This window comes from Anabaena sp. UHCC 0399 (assembly GCF_034931465.1).
Taxonomy (GTDB): domain Bacteria; phylum Cyanobacteriota; class Cyanobacteriia; order Cyanobacteriales; family Nostocaceae; genus Trichormus; species Trichormus minutissimus.
Window position 1 is genome coordinate 16,014 of record NZ_JAYGGZ010000024.1, and the last position, 17,817, is coordinate 33,830.

Consider the following 17,817-nt stretch of genomic DNA (forward strand, 5'->3'; position numbering starts at 1 on the left):
TACAATTCACCTCCCATTCCTCTCACCGCTTTCCTTGTCAGGATAAGCGGGAGTCTCCTGGGAGGATCTGATGAAATATTTGCATAAATTCCAGAGTGGTTTACCATTCTATTTATCTTTAATGATTGTCAATTGTGGTCAAGCTGCCTTAGCAAATACCAGAACGATTTACGCACAAGATGCTCAAGGTAGACAATCGAAAGCGGTAGAACTGCGGGTGTGGAAGGGATACGGGGTAACTATAAACTTCATTCCGACAGGAGAAAAAATAAAACAAGTCTGGATTGGAGATCCAAGTAGAATGAGCTTCACTTCTAATGGGAATTTATGCCCAAAAGATGCAAATCAAGATTGTAATGGAGGAGCAACAGTTTTATTTTTAAGGCAGATTCAACCAATTAATTTTCCCCATTTGACATCAAGTAGAGATGGCAGCACTCAAATAACTATTCTCACAATTGGTGTTGACGGACAAAAGCAATATCAATTCAAGCTAATTCCGGCATCTGGACAACCAGCTTATACAAGTCTGGTAATTCAACCAGAATCAGAAAGACCAGCACCTTTATTATTAGCTAATAGAAGAGAAGTTAGAACATCTGCCAAGCCAACTCGACAGCCAAAAATAATCACTGTTCAACCTGAATCTAATGTACCTAAAATAGCTGTTACGGAATCTGTTACTCCTACAGTTAAAGGAGCATTCCCAAACGGCACAACACACAGAGATGATGCTAATGCCATTGTTGCTGGTTTAGTGATAGCGAATCGTAATGGTCAGATTAAGGTAGGTTCGACAACCTGGAAGAAAGTTCAAGATACGGTGAAGTTGTTACGGCAAGGTAAAAGTCACGAAGAGGCTATTTCTAAGTCGGGAATTTCTGCACAGATTTTTAACCAATTGATTGAATGGGGAAGAACGCATTGAGCTACATCAAGGGGTTATCCATAATGATTAGTGGATGTTTGCTGTTAAATTCTGCATCTGCGTTCGCAGATACAGCAAGCGTTTTACCAACAGTACCTTACCAGCAAGGAAAACGCCGAGGTCAAATACCAGATTGGGCAAGAATTACTTGGGAGATGTTACCGGCAGTTCAACAAGCGGGATATCTGAAAGTCCCAAAAGCATATCAAGAGAAATTTGGGTATGACCCGTCTCGGTCATGGAATGCTCTCCAAAAATCGGATTCTGTGATCATGCTGGGTGATGCAGATGATGAATTTAGATTTGGAGATTTTACGTTAGATGATATAGCCAAGATTACGTCTTTAGATAAAGATGAAGACCCAACACTCAAAGATGTAGGTTTTGTAAAATGGCAAACGACAGCATCATTAGTGAAGGCAATTCCATCATTAGGAAATCTGAAAGTTAATAGAGTCAAACCGATTTTGGATGTGTTGGGAGAGAGTGGCTATCTACCAAGTTCATGTCGTAGCGGAACGATTGCTCAATGTTTGCGTTCAAATCCTCAAGCCGGGGAACGTCCTCTAGGGGATATTGATTTAGATAAATATGCCATTAAATCAATTCCGGGTCTACAACAAACGCCAATTCGGCAGTTTAAACAGTGGCAACGCACCTATATTAATCAAGTACCAGGACTAAATAAAGTTCCCTTTAGCCAAATGCCAAATCCACTGAAGTCTGGGACTAGTTTAGTGGGCATTGCTTCCACTGTATTCGGGAAATCGGAAAAAGGAGATCCGATGGTAGGGGATGGTTATTACGTTTCCGGTAGTGTTGTCAGGGGAGACAGCACCAAATTTAAAGCTTGTGAAGCGGGGAAAGAATGCTCCTACTTAGAATTGGGAGATTTAAGTGGTAAGGGTGGAGCTTTGTACGGAAAACGCTGGGCATCAGGCTCATCGCAACAAGTAAAAGGCGGTTATGGTTTTTTAGCTGGAGTCAACGGAGGTAATGAACCGACAGGCAGACTGGTCTATGGTAATGGATTTAAGGTGGCAATGACAGGCGCAAACGAATCGACAGGAACGGCGGACTTTAGTTTGTTTTTGAGAATCTGCGTTCATCCACCGTTTCAACAAAAGACCTGTACACCATATTTTATTGGGCCAGTGCCTTGGATATCAGTGAAAGAAAACGATTTAGTGATTTTAGGGACAGGGAAGTAATACCAATTCGCAATTCGCAATTCGCAATTCGCAATGGACTAACGTCCCGCTACGCTAACTGGAAACGGTTAGGGCAGATTGCTTCTAGCAAAGTTCAATTAATCTGTCGTTCTAACGGTTAATTGTTGCCTAAAAGATATGTAAAGCCGTCCTAGAAGCGATGCACTGAGCTTGCCGAAGTGGACGGGGTTTCTACCCATTTTTCTGATGACTAAAACTACCTCCCAAGTCGGTTTAAATCAATTTGTCCCGCCTGGGCTGGAGTCAGCGTTGATTTCACCAGCCGGATTAGGAATACTTTTTTGTGGTGCAGTTATCCTCATAGCCAAATATATTGATAGCAAAGGAGGGAAAGGAAAACTAGCGACGGCTCGATGGGGAGGTAGTGCAGAGAAGGCAGCAGCTCGTAAACTAGGATGTCAGCAGATTCGAGAACGCAAACATAATCGGGTTTGTTTGTTTGTGGGGACTCCGAAAAATACCAAAACCAAAGTCGTGAATAATCGGAGAATTACCCAGATTCCCAAAGACGCTGCCACAATGTATTTACCAGAAGCACAACGTGGGATTTTAGTTTGTGGTGGACCAGGTAGTGGAAAATCATTTTCGATGGTGACACCATTGCTCCGTGCGGCTATTGACCAGGGGTTTCCTTTAGTTTTATATGATTTTAAGTACAGTGAGCAAGAATCGGCAATAGCCAAAGCCAAGGGACAAGCTCCAATATTAGCAGGATACGCAAGGGAGCGAGGGTATAAAGTGACAGTGCTTGCGCCAGGGTTTCCAGAGTCAGCAGTAGCTAACCCAATAGATTTTTTGCGTAATAACGAAGACTCAGAGATGGCACGTCAGTTAGCAATTACGCTAAACCGGAACTTTCAACTGGGTTCAGATGAGTCGGGGAATAGCTTTTTCACCAATGCAGGAGATCAACTGGTACAGGCAGTGTTTATGCTGGCGAAGGGGACAAAGTACCCAGACATCATGATGTGCCAAGCGATTTTAGGACTGCCAAAATTAGTACACAGAATAGAACAAGCTGAAAATTTGAATTTCATGGTGAGAGAAGCGTTTGCACAGTTTGTGTCGGTAGCGGGGTCGCCGGAAACAGCAGCTTCAATAGTGGGTACAGCTAGTGGATTGTTTAGTAGGTTTATGGTGCCGGCAGCATTAGCAGCCTTCTGTGGAAAAACGAATATTCCATTGGATTTGAAGGGTCGGCAGATGATAATTTTTGGGATGAATAAGGAAAAGCGAGATGTAATTGCACCATTGTTGGTATCAATATTGCATTTATTAGTAAGTAGAAATGTGTCGGGTAAAAGAACTAGCCCATTAGTATTAGGAATTGATGAATTGCCTACGCTTTATTTGCCTGCGTTGGTAGATTGGCTCAACCAGAATAGGGAAGATGGACTGGTGTCAATCCTGGGATTACAAAACTTATCAATGTTAGAAGAAGCCTATGGAGAGAATACAACAAATGCAATTTTTGGAGGATGTGCAACTAAAGCATTTTTTAACCCACAGGATGATATTGCTGCCGAGAGATTTAGTAAGTTTTTGGGTGATGTTGAGGTCAATTATAAACAGCGTTCTCGCTCATCGGGAGGGAAGTCAGGGGCAAGTACGTCTAATTCTGATCAAAACAGCACGCGTCAACTATTTGAAGTGAATCAATTTAACACTTTACCAGAAGGAAAAGCGGTAATAGTTAGTCCAGGATTTCGCTCTCGTGGACAGATAAGTTTACCGATTTTGGAAAAAATTAAGATTCCTGAAAGAGATATAAAATCGGAAATTGAAAGTGTGAAAATCTGGTATGAGTTTCAAAAAAAATTAGCAGAGCAATCTAGTTTACAAATTCCAGCAGATGAAGAAATGAGAGTAAGACGACAAGAAGCATTAGATTTGTTGCCTCTGATAGAAAATCAAGAGCAATTGAAAGAATATGCAAGTTTGATATAAAATCAGAATTTTGAAAATTAAGGAATAAATATGCGTCAGTTCAACGAATATTTTTTGAATGAAATTGCTAAATTACCACCTGATATAGCAGCCTTAGCACATAAATATCCTCGTGAGATGATGAGTGTGATATATGCTTGGGATGAAGAACCATTTCCTGAAGGTTATATACCTCACAACATTGAGATTTACTATGCACTTCCTGGAGAAGTAAATGTTCGCATAGTTGATGGGGTGTTAAGAAAATACAATGTTCCAGAATTTGAAGGCAATCCCCATTATGTATCCGTTTTCCTTGATGGAGACGTTGCTTACATCGAAATTGAAGGTCAAGAAGTATTGAATAAGCTAGGAGGTGCAACATTGCCTCAAGTAACTATTGACCCATCTACTTTGATTGAAATGCTAACTGGGAGTAAGTCATGATTGAAACATCTGATGCAGAAAAAATTGAAAAGGATTATTTAGAGACTTTAGAAAATTTAATAAAGATAATTCACGAAAGTGCTAAAAAAAGAGGAATAAAATCCTCAAATGAAATCTCTATTGCTGTAGATAATGAAAATGTATATAGAGGAAGAGTTGATGATAATAATTTCAACAAGATTAACCCTTTTATTAATGAAAACTTGGTAGATAAATTAAACCAAGCTATTTTTGAACCCCAAAATCTCAAAGGTAAAGTATCAATAAAAATTGGAGAAGAAGAAGTATTTCATGTGGAAGATGGAGTAGTAGTAAAAGATAAATTAGGTTTATCGCAGCCTCTATCTCAAACTCAAGAAAATGAATCTCAGAAAAATAAACCAATAGTAGAGCGAACATATAGTGTAGAGCAACTGCAAAAGCAAGTAAATGTTCTGCAAAAGAAAGTACAAGAGCAGCAGGAATTAGTTGAGAGTTTAAAATCTGGCCAACTAAGCGAGGAAAGCATTGCTCAACTGGCACAACAAATTGGTGAATTATTCAAGTCTCTAGAGAAGCAGCAAAAGTTAATTGAAAAGACCCAGCAAAGTTTAGCTAAAGTTGATCGCTCTTTACCACCAATTAAAAATACGAAGCTGCAAAATTTTGTGGGTGGGATTGAGAACGGTGTGAAGCAAATAGTGCAAGGTTTATTTAAGAGCTTGAAAGATTCAGTTATGTCTAGGGTTAATCATACCAAACAACAAATGAATGGTATGAAAACCCAAGTTAAAAGCAAAGTAGATAACTGGAGGTACAAAATTCATGAATGGAGTGAAACTGCTAAAGGTAAAGCAATTGCAAAAAGTGTAAAAGAATTGCTGAGAATTTTGGGTAAATCTAATCCAGATGGCTCTGTAAGTTTTGAAAGTTCTAGTTTCTATTTTGAGCAGCAAGGTGAAAATATAATTGTTCGTGCGAAAAATGGAGAGCCAGTTCTTCATAATGGAGCGTTATCACCTAATATTTCAAGGCAGCAATCAGAAGCACTTGATAAAGTTTATTCTGTAGTTAGCATAAGTCATCAACTTGAGATAGATAAAACTAGAAAGGGAGTAATGCGATTTTGTTAGACAACCCAAAAAAAATACGATGCCTGTGGTGGGCGTAGCCATCGCTGAATACTTCCTGCCTTTTCATCTACGAAATTTGGGATAACTTTGCTGATTATGCGGAGAATTAAGTCCCAGCTTTTTCATAAGTTGGTATTTGTCGTTTCTAATTAATTGACGAACAGTATCCATTCTTTGCTCAAAAGTTAAAGGTGAATCAGCTTGACCAACTAAACAGAATAATTCGTTAACTGTCTCGCCTGTGACTTTTTCGCCTTTAACATATTTTCCGACTTCGATAAATAAAGCTTTTAGTGCTAGCTTATCCAGATTATGAATTTTCTGTTTAAGCATTAAATTTAAATTTTCTTGATATTGAAAACGATTAACTAATTTATCAATTATGGGTTCTAAATTGTGGATAGGGTCATTATTTTTAAGCTGTGATAGTTCATGAATGAGTGTTGGTAATTTCTCAATAAGAACAGACTCAATGCTGGACTGATCAACAAAGTCAACTATCGCATCTACAACTTTTTGTGAAAGTTGGTGTTGTTGCTTTTGTAAAATAGCTGCTTTAAGTTGATTGAGAGTAACATTTTCATGATTTAAATCGTGATGAAATTGGGATAGTTCCTGGGAAAGTAGTGATAATTTTTCAACTAGGGCAGACTCAATGGCAGACTGATCAACAAAGTCAACTATCGCATCCACAGCTTGTTGTGAAAGTTGACTTTGTTTTTTGTGATCAAGAACCAATCTCAGTTGCTCTAATATGGTTGTCTCATTGCTGAAATCATGATGGAATTGGGATAGTTCCTGGGAAAGTAGTGATAATTTTTCAACTAGGGCAGACTCAATGGCAGACTGATCAATAAAGTCAGCGATTGCATCCACAGTTTGTTGTGAAAGTTGACTTTGTTTTTTGTGATCAAGAACCAATCTCAATTGCTCTAATATGGTTGTCTCATTGCTGAAATCATGATGGAATTGGGATAGCTCCTGAGAAAGTAGTGATAGTTTTTCAACTATGGCAGACTCAATGGCGGACTGATCAACAAAAGCAGCGATGGTATCTAAACTAGACTGGGAAATTCGGGTGTGAGTACCTGTGTAGTCAATAATTGCTGAATCGTTTTGGTTAGTTCGTCCTGAGATTCTCTCTGTTGGCTGACTTCTGATGTCATTGTTTCCAATGCTTTGGTTAATTCTTGCAATGTCGTCTCCAAATTGTTCGATTTCTTGGAATTCAACGTCTCGGCTAATTGCTGTAAGAAATTGGTCATCTCTTGTGTTTGGCTCTGTTCGAGGTGTAGGATTTTGTTGCTTAATTCCTCTATCTTCTCCGTTAAGGATGCGACTGCTAGTGCTATGACTTGTGTTTGGTCTATGTTGTTGTGGGATTCCATTGATTTGCTCCTGTGTTTGATTTGACTCAGAGGTTAGTCGTTGTTGACGTTGCTCTGGGGTTAATTTCCTCGGTGGTTCTATGGCAATGGCACGTTGCTGATGACGCTGTTGCCAATCTTTTAAATTCATTGCTTGATGGCTCACCTTTTCATAGGTAAGTGACCCAACAGCGACGATAAAATCATCCACGCCTTTATGTGGACCTGGGAGTGTCACAACTTTGACTTTCGCTCCCTGTTGTTCCAAAAGTCGTCCAGTCCGTGATATAGCAATTTGAATATTGTGTAATGTTTTGGGTTTAGTTTCGTAGTCAAAACAAAACTGAATATGCCTGTTAGGGGTGGCGAAAATAGCTAATTCTTCATGCAAAACGGGTGGAATGGGATCACCTAGTTCATTCTTACTGCGATACCCAGCATAGATTCCCGGCAATCCGATCGCGGCGTGTCCCTGACTTAACAGACTAGCGGCTTTCTTCGCTCCTTCAGTGATCGTGATGGGGAGATGATGTTTCCAAACACAATACCAAAACCCAGATTGGCGATCGCTATGGGATGGTTCGACACCGTATTTTTTGTAGATGCGTTCAGCTATATCTTCGGGGACATCAAGTAGGAAGATGCTTAAATCAACTTTAGGGGGATGCTCGTATTTGATGAATTTTCCGGGGTCATCAATTTGATTTCTAGGAGCATTAGGCTTGTAGCATCCCCAGATTTTGGTAGTTGGTTGTTGTTGAGGTTGCAGTGAAGGAAATGAGCGAGGGTCAACCCCAGCATGACACCACCAACCACCCGCTTCGATGTGGGAATATCTTCTTAAATCGCCATCCCTAAGCCGTCCATCATTACGGCGGGAGATATTGTCACTATATATTAGATGTTCCCAAGCCTCATGTTCTTGTTCGATGGGGTCAAGATGCAAGCTTTTAAAGTTGAGGGCAGCAATTTCTGGGTGAATCGCGCTCTTTTCTACCAGTTCTTGCCAGTGTTCTGGGTCTATATGCTCAGGACATGGCGCAGAGGATGGAGTCCAAAATGTAACAGTAGGGACAACTGTTTTTGGTTTGAGTATGGGTTTTTCAAAAACCTTGGTAGCATCTGGTGTCTCTTGGATTACAGGTTGGACTAAAGGAAGTTCGGTTGATGCTTTCAGCTTGCTTTGAACATTAGATGCTACTAAAGATGCTACTGACTTCAAAACTGGTTGTACAACTGGAGTAGAGATGACTGTTTCGGTTGCTACCGTAGAAACTTTATTGCTGACATTTACTAGCTGCTGTTGCTGAGACTCCTTAACCTGTGTTCGTAGCAATTCCAAAGCATTTTCTTTGGCTTTTGACTCTTGTGCCAACTCCAATAATCGAGTTGGATCTTCGGTATAAATATGAAGTTCATGTTTGGCACGACTGGCGGCAACATAAAAACTTTCTTGTCCAATTGTAAAATCTGCCGCAATGAGGACTCGGTTAGCAGTTTTACCTTGACTACTGTATGTTGTACTGACCAGTGCATAGTCTAGGTTTTGCGCTTCTCGTAACCTAATTGATTCAATACGACCATCACTATATTTAATCTCGGCTGCACCAAGAGCGATCGCCGTAACAGTAAATTCTTGTCCGTTGCGTCGTCCCAATTGTCTATCATTCTTCTTCCATTGCAAGCGATCGCCTACCGCAATTTCAATTTCTTGAGAGTGATATACGGCTTTGTCAAAGGTTGTATCGACTTCTAAGTGACTGCCATCATCAGTTTTCAGGGTCAACTTGTCAGTAGTTTGACCTACCACTTCATACAGTTTACCCTTAGATAATCCCCGACGTTTATAATCGCGTGTGGGCATGACCACATCCCCAATTTCAAAGTTATGGGCAAACCGCATCTGTACTTTTGACATATTTTTGGTTTGCAGTTGGGTGATGGTTGCAGTCTCTCCCAAAGTCCCTTCATCTTTTAGCTTGTCTCGAATGGCTTGGGTAAGGGCAAGTCTTTCGGCATTCGTTCCAGCTAAAACCAAGGTTTTGACTCGTTGCTCTGGGGAAGCCATCATATAATCATTGGCGATCGCTGCGATTTTGTTTGAAGCATCAACAGTGAGAATAGAGCCATTGGCTAACAAATGCTCAAAACCCGCTTGTACCCTGCCGTCAGCAATTAAATCTACGGCTAATTTCAGTTTGGGGTCTTTTTGGCGTAAGGATTCATTCAGATATGCGGTTTTAATTCCCGCTTGTTGCAAGGATTTAAACGGGTTGCCTGCTTCGACTGCTGATAATTGCCGGGTATCTCCGACAAACAGAACTCTGGCTTGCTCAAGGGTTGCCCGTTGCAGTAGTGCATGAGCATCTTTGGCACTGAGTAAACCCGCTTCATCCACAATCCAGATTTCCTTGAGTTGCGCTTCTGGTGGTGGTTCAGATACCAATAATCGCGCCACTGTCTGAGTCTCAATCTCTAATTCTTGACTCAACACCGTTGCGGCGGCTGAACTGGGGGCAAATCCTTTAATAGTGTAGCCACTTGCGGCGGCGATTTCCTTCAATTCCTTGAGAGCGAAAGTTTTACCTGCACCAGCTACCCCCTGCCATGCAATAAACTGGTCTTGGGTTAGTGCGGCTAGTTGTACGGCTTGGCTCTGTCCCTGATTGAGTGAGGTTTTCTCTAACAGGCTTTCAACTATTTCTACTTGAGCAATTGGGGTGACTCTCCCTTGACCTTGCTGCATTAATTCGATGGTTGCCAGTTCCCGCCGCACTGCTGCCATTGTCGTGAATTGGTCAGTCAACAGAGGCAGACTGATGAGTTCTGGATGTTCTTTCACCAGTGGTTCAATTGCTGTGACATCTGTGGCTAGGCGTTCAGTGAGGATGAATTTTTCTAATTCTTCAAGTCTAAAGGCGACATTTCTCTCACTACAGTGTGCGATTGCATTTTCTAGGGCTTCTTTAAGACTTTGTTGCTCCCCGACCTCAGCCGCCTGTTCATATTTTGGTTCTCCCGCCTGGACAAAGGTAATACCCAATGCCGCAGCTTCTTGTTGCCACAAAGCTCGTAACTCTGATTCTGGTAGATTCTGCTTGCGTTGTCTGGTTGTGTCCCAAACTTTCTCTCGTTCTGCCCAGGTGGAGTTAGCCCCAGCTTTGGCAATAATTTGCTGTCGTCGTTTGGAGAAAGTTTCTAAATCCTGGGTTTTAAAGCCTTTTATATCAAACTGCCCATGTAAGCGAGGTTCTATCTCATACCCCAGCTTCTGCACCTCTCGCGCCAGATAGCTTTGGTATGCCATGCCCAAGAATTTCTTATTGGCGAATATCTCACCGTTGCTCAAACTCATCCATCTATCATCTGGGGTTTGAGTCATATTCATCAGCAAACAATGGGTGTGCAGATGTGGGTCTAGTTCCCGACTTTCGATGTGGTCAAATTGCGCTATGACCAAGTTACCAGTCTTCACCCTATGTCTGCCGTAATCGTCTGTCACTCTGGTATAGGCGTACCTCTGCTCTATTAGCTCCAGGGTTTGTTTCAATGCTTGATGGTGAGCGTCTATTAAACGAGTATCCCCACCCACCAATGCCATCAAGCTCACACTTTTGGGTGCAGAAAATGTACAGTCTAATGCGGCGCGGCGTTCTCCTTTCTCCTTTTCTTTAACTACTCTGGCATTCAATACCTGCTTACCATCTGGCGATTTCCCCTCAATCACATTTTTAAAAGCATCTTCGTCATCAATCGCCCCTGACAATCCCAGTATCTCCGCCCCTTGTCCACTCCATAGCGACTTTCCTTGGTGATAGTAATTCTTGACGAAGTAGTTCACCGCCATCTCGGAGGAGACGTTAGCTGCTGTTAGCATGGCTACCCCTCCTCAGCTTTTTACATAACTTTAGACCCCTTTGATTGCGGTTCAACCAATTCCGATTATTTTCTCTATCGGGAAGATAATCGCCTTTCAAATAAGTTGTGAAGTCAAAGAACATTTCCATCATCAAAATTGGTTGCACCTGATGATGGTTGAAACTTTTTTCGTGGGACTTTGACTTCAAGAAAATATTTTCTCCTCTAGATTCCTACTTAATTTAATATAGCAAAAAAGCTCAAAAACTTTCCGCCAAATATGGCGTATTGTGCGTCAAACCTCAAAATTAGGCTGACATATAATTGCCATTAAAGTGCCTTTGGTAAGCAGTATAGCCATCTGGTGATCATCACAGAATTAGCATAAAAGCCATTTTCAAGAAGTCTTAGGAAGTGCTAAGAATTGCCTGAAAATAACATAAATAAAACGAATATCCCCATTGTATTTATATTTTTTTGTCGTACAATTAACAGAGAAATAACACATTAGTAAAACAGGCTTGCTGATATGTTTTGTTACTAGAGAATAGTCAAGGGAAAAATTAAAAGTGAGGTGGCTTGGATGAGTCTGCTAAGGTTAGTTGTAGATCCAGGTGGTTCATTATTGAAGGGGTTTTACACGTTAGATCCCTTCAAGCCGGAATTGATTTTGATCGAGCCAGAGGTAGTGACAGTACCACGAGAAAGTTTAGAGAACTATGAGCGAACGAAGATGGGGGAGTCAAACCCTGAGAATAGTGCTTGGATTGAATATCAAAATAAGTGCCAAGCGGTGGGGTTCTTAGCCAGAAAGCGTTTTAATGCTGATTTACAATTGCAGAAGCGCAAGTTTGAGTTAGCGTTACCCAAGGTGTTGGCAATGGTGGGAGCGATAGCCGACAAACACGAATTAAAGAATGGGACAGCAATTCATTTAGGGATTTTGCTGCCTTGGGGAGAATATCAAGACCGGGTGTTATTTCAGGAGTTGGTCACGACAGCCCTTTCTCAATACAAATTCAAGGGATGTGAAAAATCATTTTCATTGGAATTATTTTTGTGCCTTCCTGAAGGCGGGGGGATTTTCTCTAGAGGGATGACTCCTGGCTCTGACTTAAAAGAAAAATCTTTTGCAGTAGTGATGTTGGGTTATAGAGATGCAAGCATTTTGTTGATTGATCGTGGAGAGATGAGCAAAGGTAAAACAGATCCTTTAGGCTTCTCGAAAATGGTGGAATCAGTGAAGCGTCAGACATCGGGGTTGAACCTAGAGGAGTTGACATCAGCGATTTGTAAGTCGGGGAAAAATGGATCTTATAAAGCGATAGGCGAATTAGCTTTAAAAGTAGATCCAGTATATAGGCAGCATGAAACTTCCAGAATTCGCCATGCTGTTGCGACCTGTAAAGAGGAATATTGGATGATGCTGTCTAACTGGCTGAAGTTGCAAGTACCTCGTGATGTGGATGAAGTGATTATTAGTGGAGGGACGGCGCATTACTTCCAATCGCAGTTAAACAACTTGTTTTCATTCTCTAATGTCAACTGGTGTGAAATTTTAGAGACACAACTGATGAATAATTTCCCCCAAGCCGCCTCTAAGTCTTTAAATTATCGCTTGACAGATGTTTATGGATTGTTTTTCTTTCTATGTGCTAAGGGGATAAGACAAAACTCTGATGTTGTGGGTGCAGATGGGGAGCAACGCGAAAAAGTGAGATCCGAAGTGAAGTGACATGGTATAACAAATGGGTGAAAAAATTGGAAGAATGGATTATCGGTGTCGAATTTCGATGAACAAAGAGCCGTCCAGCGTTGCTCTGATCAAATACATTAAACAAAGTAACGACATCAGCGAGAGGGAAAAGGTGTTATCTGCCTTGTCTGGATACTGGTTGCCTTTTGCTGTAAAAGCCGATGGGAATTATTCGGAACAGGAAGTAAAGCAGTCTGCCAGAAATGCTATTTACAAGCTGAACTTGCACATAACGTATTTGTTTGAAGTGTTTTTACAAGAAAATATTCCTGTTAACAACTTGACCCCAAATATTCCTGTTCAATCAATGGTGCAACAGGTGGTATCCAACGTGCCTGTATCTAACGTGGCTATGGACACAGAGAATATTAAACCAGAAAACCCAGATGTAGATATTTTGCCTGACGAGTTGATTGAAGCAGAACAACCCAGAGAAGGAGTAGATTTTTTACCTTATCAACATGACAATCTGGTTGAAACAATGTTCTAAATCAAGCTCATTTGAGGCGTTGATCAATAGCAATTGCTCAAAAAGTGCCGAAAAATCACGCTTCATTCCTAGAAATATATTCACTTAGAAGGAGTGGTATTATGCCGTACACCAAAGAAACGCTACAGAATGTGTATTCTCTCTCACTAGAAGATGTCTTGGCAACACTGACAGTCTGTGGACTTTCCCATGACACACAAGAATATTCAGATACAGATATTGAGACTCGGTTTGATATTGTTCGTCAATTGTTCAAAGATGGACAAGCCTTTGATTATGAACAGGCTATAACTCTTTTCCAACAAAGGTTAGATGACGATTCTGCATCTGAAACCAAGAATAAAGGGAAGAAGACTCACAAAAAAGCGGCTAAAACATCAGATGTAACAGAACTGTTAATTCAGGCGCGTGAAATTGGGTTTAAACTGACACTGACGCAAGCTTTAAATATTTTGGCTTTCTGTGGACTAGGGGAAAAAGATGAATATTTTCCCCAGGAGGCCGAGCATTTCCTTGCAGCCTGTAACTTAGCAGGGGAAGAAACACCTGATGTATCAAGTCAAATTGAGGACATTACTACAGAAACCGAGTCAGACTTAACTGGCATAGTAGATAATGTTACAGATAAGTTTGTTGAAAAAATTCCTCGCGGACTTGTGCGGCAAGTTTACACCCAAAAAGCGATTGCTCGATTAGCCGAACCACCAGAAGAGGGCGAAGATTTATTAAAGGAACTAGAGAAAAAGATTCTGGCAAGAATTGAGGGAAAGCCATCACCGATGACACTTTACGCACAGAAATATCGGATCAATTTACCCCTTACTCCTATCAAATCAATGCAATTGCCGAGTGCATCCGAGAGCGATACAACTACCAGTTAAACCAAGAAATTGAGAGCATCGAGCGCACCATCGATATCCAAATCGATAAAACTTCCAATGCTAAAGCTATTAAATTGGCTGACGAAAAGCTCTCAAAGTTACAAGCATGGAATGAAGCCAAGGACAGAAAGAATAAACTCAAAAAACAACGCGCTGAACAATTTAAGTCCACCTTATTCTGGGTGGGGATGTGGGTTGGTTCGGGTCGTTCTGGGGTGTTAATGTTTCTAACTTGTGCGATGGTGTTTTTGACAGGAGGGTTGTGGTGGGGTACTAATCTGCCTAAAGCGATTTCTTGTCCTGCTGAAAATAGCTTGTGCTATCAACTGCGTTGGGATAAATCATCTGTGATTCTCCCAGAACAAGTTAACCAGATATTGAAAGATTATCAGCGTTCTCAAAAACGTCGTCGTAGGTAAATAGGAATTATGTCAGATACACGAGAACTTCAGCCTTTGAATGATGGTTTCCAAAAGATTGAGCTTTGGAATGATTGGTCTGATATATTTTTGTCTACCCCGGAAGAGCGTATTGAACGATTAGAAGTTTTACTTTGCCAGAAGGTATACAGGGGTGAAGATATTTCACAATGTCTCACGGTTTTGGAATATATTCAAAATCGTGTAACTGAGCAAAAGTTAGAGCCAATTGTCCTGAAACAAGTTCAGTTTAAACTAACTCTCATTTCGTGGCACAAAGTTAGTCAAACTCTTTTGGCTTTGTTGATCGTAATTACTTGTTTTGGTAGTTTACTGATGTTACTCACTTCACCACCTAGTTCTTTGCCTCAGATTACCAAGCCACATTCGCCCATTCAGATTCCGAAAAAGAACTGAGGCAAAACATTGTAGGGAAAGCGATATCGCTTTCCCTAAATCATCCTTAAAAATAAGGGGTGTCCTTCTCAAAAGGCAGACTACTCGGTTCTTCAAAGTTCCGCAAGTCCTGTTCCATCTGCTTTCGGCGTTCAGCGTATGTTCTCCGGCTAGCAAGTATTTCATTCATTTTTTCTTCACCAAAGTTGATACCTTGTTCGGCATTTCTTGCAGATACCTGGTTGTAATTATCCACATCAATCTTTTTACGGCGTTCCATCTCTGCCAACCAGCTCTCACTCATGCCCTTTGAGAGTGCAATTTCTATATATTCCGCTTTGAGAGTGCCATCAGCATTAAACTGCTGCTTTTCTTCTGTGGTGAAGAAGTCGTATGCCGTATACACAGTCCAAGGTTCGGGGTCAGTTTCGTCAAGGCGTTTCCATTCGTCATATTTGATTTTTAACCTACGAGCATAACTATCAATTGCTTCATTACTCATACCTTCAGATAACATTTGCTCCCTGGCTTCAGGTTTTAAAGTTCCATCAGCATTAAACTCTTTACCGTGCATATTTAGCCAACGTTTAATTCTTGTTCCTGACATATTAAACTCCTGAAAATTTTTCAATATTTAAATAAAAATATGCCTCTTGAATTTAAACATTTCGACACTAGATTAAATCAATGGATTCATACTGATGGGGATAATAAGAACCCACAATCAATTTTAACTGAAAAATTAGATAATACTCTACTAGAGTTTTACTTTCCAGGTAAAGAATTTTCTTTCGGACATATAGATGAACATAGTAAAGCATCAGATTTTAAAAATCATCCAGATGGGCATACTCTTTTATTATCCTCTAAAACCCGATTACTGTTTGGTGCGCCGGAATGTTTAGAAGTGATTGATAAATTGTGTCCCGATAGAAAAGACAGAGGGGCTTACGGTTCAATTTTTTTAGGTTCTTGTAAAAATTCACTTAATGAAGAATTAAACATTTTAATTGTAGATGATTCTAATGGTGAGAATGGAGGAATCATTGACCAAGAGGATGCTTTCAAGTTAGTAGGCGACTGCTATGGACAAATCTCAACTGACCTTTATGTTGACATACTTACCGACGTTCAACGTCGGTGATTCTTGACAGTTCACAGTAACTAGCTACCGAAGTAGTCTTACAGTCACTCCCTGCCCGTTTAAGGTCGTGCCGATGCCCCATGCCGACCATCTCTATATTTTTGGAGGCGTTCTCGTCTCTGTCTTGCTCAGTACCACAACTTAAACAAAGTATTGAGCGAACAGATAGGTCAATTTTCCCCCAACGAAAACCACAGCATGAGCATACTTGGCTTGTTGGTTGCCACCTGTCTATGACGCGAAAATCCCGACCATATTTTTCTGATTTAGCTTCACAAAGGTTTCTAAATTCTCGCCATCCTTGCAAACTAATAACCCTAGATAGCCTACGGTTTTTGATCATTCCTGATACGTTTAAATCTTCCAAAACAATTACTTGGTTATTGTTAACTATCTTGGTTGACAACTTATGTAAAAAGTCTTTTCTAGTATCAGCGATTCGGTTATGTAGTTTAGCAATTCTTAAGCGAGTTTTATTTCTTCTTTGCGATTCTTTCTGCTGACGTGCTAATTTACGCTGTAAGGAGCGAATCTTGCGGTCATGCTTCCGGTAATTAGGACTTACGGCTTTTTCGCCATTGCTCATGACAGCAAAAGTTTTTACACCCAGGTCAATACCGATACTTTGGTTCTTAGCAACAATAAGACTAGGCTGAACTTCTACAACAAAACTCAGAAAATAGCGGTCGCCGCAATCTTTAATTACTGTGACTGAACTAGGTTGTGATGGTAATTCTCTTGACCAAATCGGCTTGATTGTCCCAATTTTAGCTAAATAAACTTTACCATTTTTGACCCAAAAACCTGACTTGGTAAACTCAGCCGATTGTGAATTGGTTTTCTTTTTAAATCTGGGTGCGCCAACTTTACTACCTTTCCTTTTCCTGTTTCGAGAATTAAAGAAGTTTTTATAGGCAATATCTAAGTGTCTAAGCGACTGTTGTAATGGTACTGAAGAAACATCAGCCAACCATTTTCTCTCATCAGTCTTTTTAGACTGAGTAAGCATTGCAGAGAGTTTATTGTACCCTGGGAGTTTTTCAGATTGCTTACACAAAGTTAAAGCATCATTCCAGACGACTCGAACACAACCAAACAACTGGGCTAGGCTTTGTCGTTGTTGGTCTGTTGGGTAAAATCTGTATTGATATCTAGCTTTCATTGCCTCTGATATAATTCGTTGTACAGGAGTATTTTGCGGGTTTTAATAGATAGTTATTTATACAAGCGAAACTACCAATTACCCCACCAAATAACTGATAACTTGCGGGTCTATCGCCATAATCCGCTTTCTGATTGACTGCGGTGGATTCTGAAAAACTGTTTTAAGTCATGACTTCTGACTTGATAACAATGAACAGAGCGTTTTTTCGCTTTGAGCCAACCCTGTCTCACCCATTTAGTAATAGTTGATGAATGCCACCTAACCCACCAAATACCTAATAGCTTGTTGATCCAAAGATGCAATTAGATTCCTAATTCTGCGAGGAGGGTTTTGAAGAAATCGCTTCAAATCTCGGCTTTTAATTTGGTACTGATGCACAGATGGTTTAATAGCTTTGAGCCAGCCACGCTTTACCCAAGCAGCAACAGTACCAGAATCCACTTGCAGGACTTTAGCGACTTCATTGCAACTGTAGTTATCAAGGGTAGGACGAACAGAGTAACCTAGCGAATGAAGCTTTTTCCTGATGCCTTCGAGACTGCGGTAGTAACCACGTCTTTTTAGTCTGTATGCTATTTGTTTTGGCGTGTATGACTCTGCCATTTCTTCTAAAGTTTCTATCTCTTGTGGAGTCCATTTGTTGCTCATAATAAACCTCATACAAAAACAGTATTAATGTTTTGTTTGGCGAGATAT

At 40.6% G+C, this 17,817-nt stretch carries 14 protein-coding genes and 1 pseudogene; 11 read left to right on the forward strand and 4 right to left on the reverse strand.

The window, feature by feature from the left end; translation table 11 throughout:
* Positions 1–70: 70 nt before the first annotated feature.
* The 5 genes from VB693_RS14470 to VB693_RS14490 all read left to right on the forward strand — a co-directional run bounded on the left by VB693_RS14470 (position 71) and on the right by VB693_RS14490 (position 5,645).
* On the forward strand, positions 71–928 hold the full coding sequence (locus tag VB693_RS14470) for a hypothetical protein (protein ID WP_323266864.1): 858 nt from the start codon (positions 71–73) through the stop codon (positions 926–928).
* 23 nt (positions 929–951) lie between these two features.
* A complete protein-coding gene (locus VB693_RS14475; protein ID WP_323266865.1) occupies positions 952–2,139 on the forward strand; it encodes a hypothetical protein in 1,188 nt (395 codons plus the stop codon).
* 207 nt (positions 2,140–2,346) lie between these two features.
* On the forward strand, positions 2,347–4,107 hold the full coding sequence (locus tag VB693_RS14480) for a type IV secretory system conjugative DNA transfer family protein (RefSeq protein WP_323266866.1): 1,761 nt from the start codon (positions 2,347–2,349) through the stop codon (positions 4,105–4,107).
* Between the two features lie 30 nt (positions 4,108–4,137).
* On the forward strand, positions 4,138–4,533 hold the full coding sequence (locus VB693_RS14485) for a hypothetical protein (RefSeq protein ID WP_323266867.1): 396 nt from the start codon (positions 4,138–4,140) through the stop codon (positions 4,531–4,533).
* Complete coding sequence (locus VB693_RS14490; protein WP_323266868.1) at positions 4,530–5,645, forward strand: hypothetical protein; 1,116 nt, start codon at positions 4,530–4,532, stop codon at positions 5,643–5,645. The genes VB693_RS14485 and VB693_RS14490 overlap by 4 nt, the downstream gene beginning before the upstream one ends.
* A gap of 63 nt (positions 5,646–5,708) precedes the next feature.
* On the opposite strand, the gene mobF is transcribed toward VB693_RS14490, so the two are convergent.
* Positions 5,709–10,889 (reverse strand): MobF family relaxase, encoded by a 5,181-nt coding sequence (gene mobF, locus VB693_RS14495; RefSeq protein ID WP_323266869.1) that lies wholly within the window; start codon positions 10,887–10,889, stop codon positions 5,709–5,711.
* A 564-nt stretch (positions 10,890–11,453) separates the two neighbouring features.
* Between mobF and VB693_RS14500 the strand changes: the two genes are divergently transcribed.
* The 5 genes from VB693_RS14500 (at position 11,454) to VB693_RS14520 (ending at position 14,833) form a co-directional block, all read left to right on the forward strand.
* Positions 11,454–12,605 carry a ParM/StbA family protein gene (locus VB693_RS14500; RefSeq protein WP_323266870.1) on the forward strand — a complete coding sequence of 384 codons (1,152 nt, stop codon included), beginning with the start codon at positions 11,454–11,456 and terminating at the stop codon, positions 12,603–12,605.
* A 58-nt stretch (positions 12,606–12,663) separates the two neighbouring features.
* A complete protein-coding gene (locus VB693_RS14505) occupies positions 12,664–13,116 on the forward strand; it encodes a hypothetical protein (RefSeq protein ID WP_323266871.1) in 453 nt (150 codons plus the stop codon).
* A 101-nt stretch (positions 13,117–13,217) separates the two neighbouring features.
* Positions 13,218–13,997 (forward strand): hypothetical protein, encoded by a 780-nt coding sequence (locus tag VB693_RS14510; RefSeq protein ID WP_323266872.1) that lies wholly within the window; start codon positions 13,218–13,220, stop codon positions 13,995–13,997.
* A gap of 74 nt (positions 13,998–14,071) precedes the next feature.
* Positions 14,072–14,416, forward strand: coding sequence for a hypothetical protein (locus VB693_RS14515; protein WP_323266873.1), 345 nt, complete (start codon positions 14,072–14,074; stop codon positions 14,414–14,416).
* Between the two features lie 9 nt (positions 14,417–14,425).
* Positions 14,426–14,833: a hypothetical protein gene (locus VB693_RS14520; RefSeq protein WP_323266874.1), complete on the forward strand. Its 408-nt coding sequence runs from the start codon at positions 14,426–14,428 to the stop codon at positions 14,831–14,833.
* 46 nt (positions 14,834–14,879) lie between these two features.
* Here the strand turns inward: VB693_RS14520 and VB693_RS14525 are convergent, their stop codons facing one another.
* Positions 14,880–15,419: a hypothetical protein gene (locus VB693_RS14525; protein ID WP_323266875.1), complete on the reverse strand. Its 540-nt coding sequence runs from the start codon at positions 15,417–15,419 to the stop codon at positions 14,880–14,882.
* Between the two features lie 39 nt (positions 15,420–15,458).
* Here VB693_RS14525 and VB693_RS14530 point away from each other — a divergent pair.
* Positions 15,459–15,923: pseudogene (locus tag VB693_RS14530) on the forward strand (hypothetical protein); the annotation flags it as partial.
* A 10-nt stretch (positions 15,924–15,933) separates the two neighbouring features.
* Here the strand turns inward: VB693_RS14530 and VB693_RS14535 are convergent.
* Entirely contained in the window at positions 15,934–17,118 is a 1,185-nt protein-coding gene (locus VB693_RS14535) for a transposase (RefSeq protein ID WP_323266876.1), read from the reverse strand.
* 261 nt (positions 17,119–17,379) lie between these two features.
* Positions 17,380–17,769 (reverse strand): helix-turn-helix domain-containing protein, encoded by a 390-nt coding sequence (locus VB693_RS14540; RefSeq protein ID WP_323266877.1) that lies wholly within the window; start codon positions 17,767–17,769, stop codon positions 17,380–17,382.
* Positions 17,770–17,817 lie beyond the last annotated feature (48 nt).

Coding starts and splice junctions, on each gene's coding strand:
- VB693_RS14470 (WP_323266864.1), top strand. CDS start 71: ATGAAATATTTGCATAAATTCCAGAGTGGTTTACCATTCTATTTATCT.
- VB693_RS14475 (WP_323266865.1), top strand. CDS start 952: ATGATTAGTGGATGTTTGCTGTTAAATTCTGCATCTGCGTTCGCAGAT.
- VB693_RS14480 (WP_323266866.1), top strand. CDS start 2,347: ATGACTAAAACTACCTCCCAAGTCGGTTTAAATCAATTTGTCCCGCCT.
- VB693_RS14485 (WP_323266867.1), top strand. CDS start 4,138: ATGCGTCAGTTCAACGAATATTTTTTGAATGAAATTGCTAAATTACCA.
- VB693_RS14490 (WP_323266868.1), top strand. CDS start 4,530: ATGATTGAAACATCTGATGCAGAAAAAATTGAAAAGGATTATTTAGAG.
- mobF (WP_323266869.1), bottom strand. CDS start 10,889: ATGCTAACAGCAGCTAACGTCTCCTCCGAGATGGCGGTGAACTACTTC.
- VB693_RS14500 (WP_323266870.1), top strand. CDS start 11,454: ATGAGTCTGCTAAGGTTAGTTGTAGATCCAGGTGGTTCATTATTGAAG.
- VB693_RS14505 (WP_323266871.1), top strand. CDS start 12,664: ATGAACAAAGAGCCGTCCAGCGTTGCTCTGATCAAATACATTAAACAA.
- VB693_RS14510 (WP_323266872.1), top strand. CDS start 13,218: ATGCCGTACACCAAAGAAACGCTACAGAATGTGTATTCTCTCTCACTA.
- VB693_RS14520 (WP_323266874.1), top strand. CDS start 14,426: ATGTCAGATACACGAGAACTTCAGCCTTTGAATGATGGTTTCCAAAAG.
- VB693_RS14525 (WP_323266875.1), bottom strand. CDS start 15,419: ATGTCAGGAACAAGAATTAAACGTTGGCTAAATATGCACGGTAAAGAG.
- VB693_RS14535 (WP_323266876.1), bottom strand. CDS start 17,118: ATGAAAGCTAGATATCAATACAGATTTTACCCAACAGACCAACAACGA.
- VB693_RS14540 (WP_323266877.1), bottom strand. CDS start 17,769: ATGAGCAACAAATGGACTCCACAAGAGATAGAAACTTTAGAAGAAATG.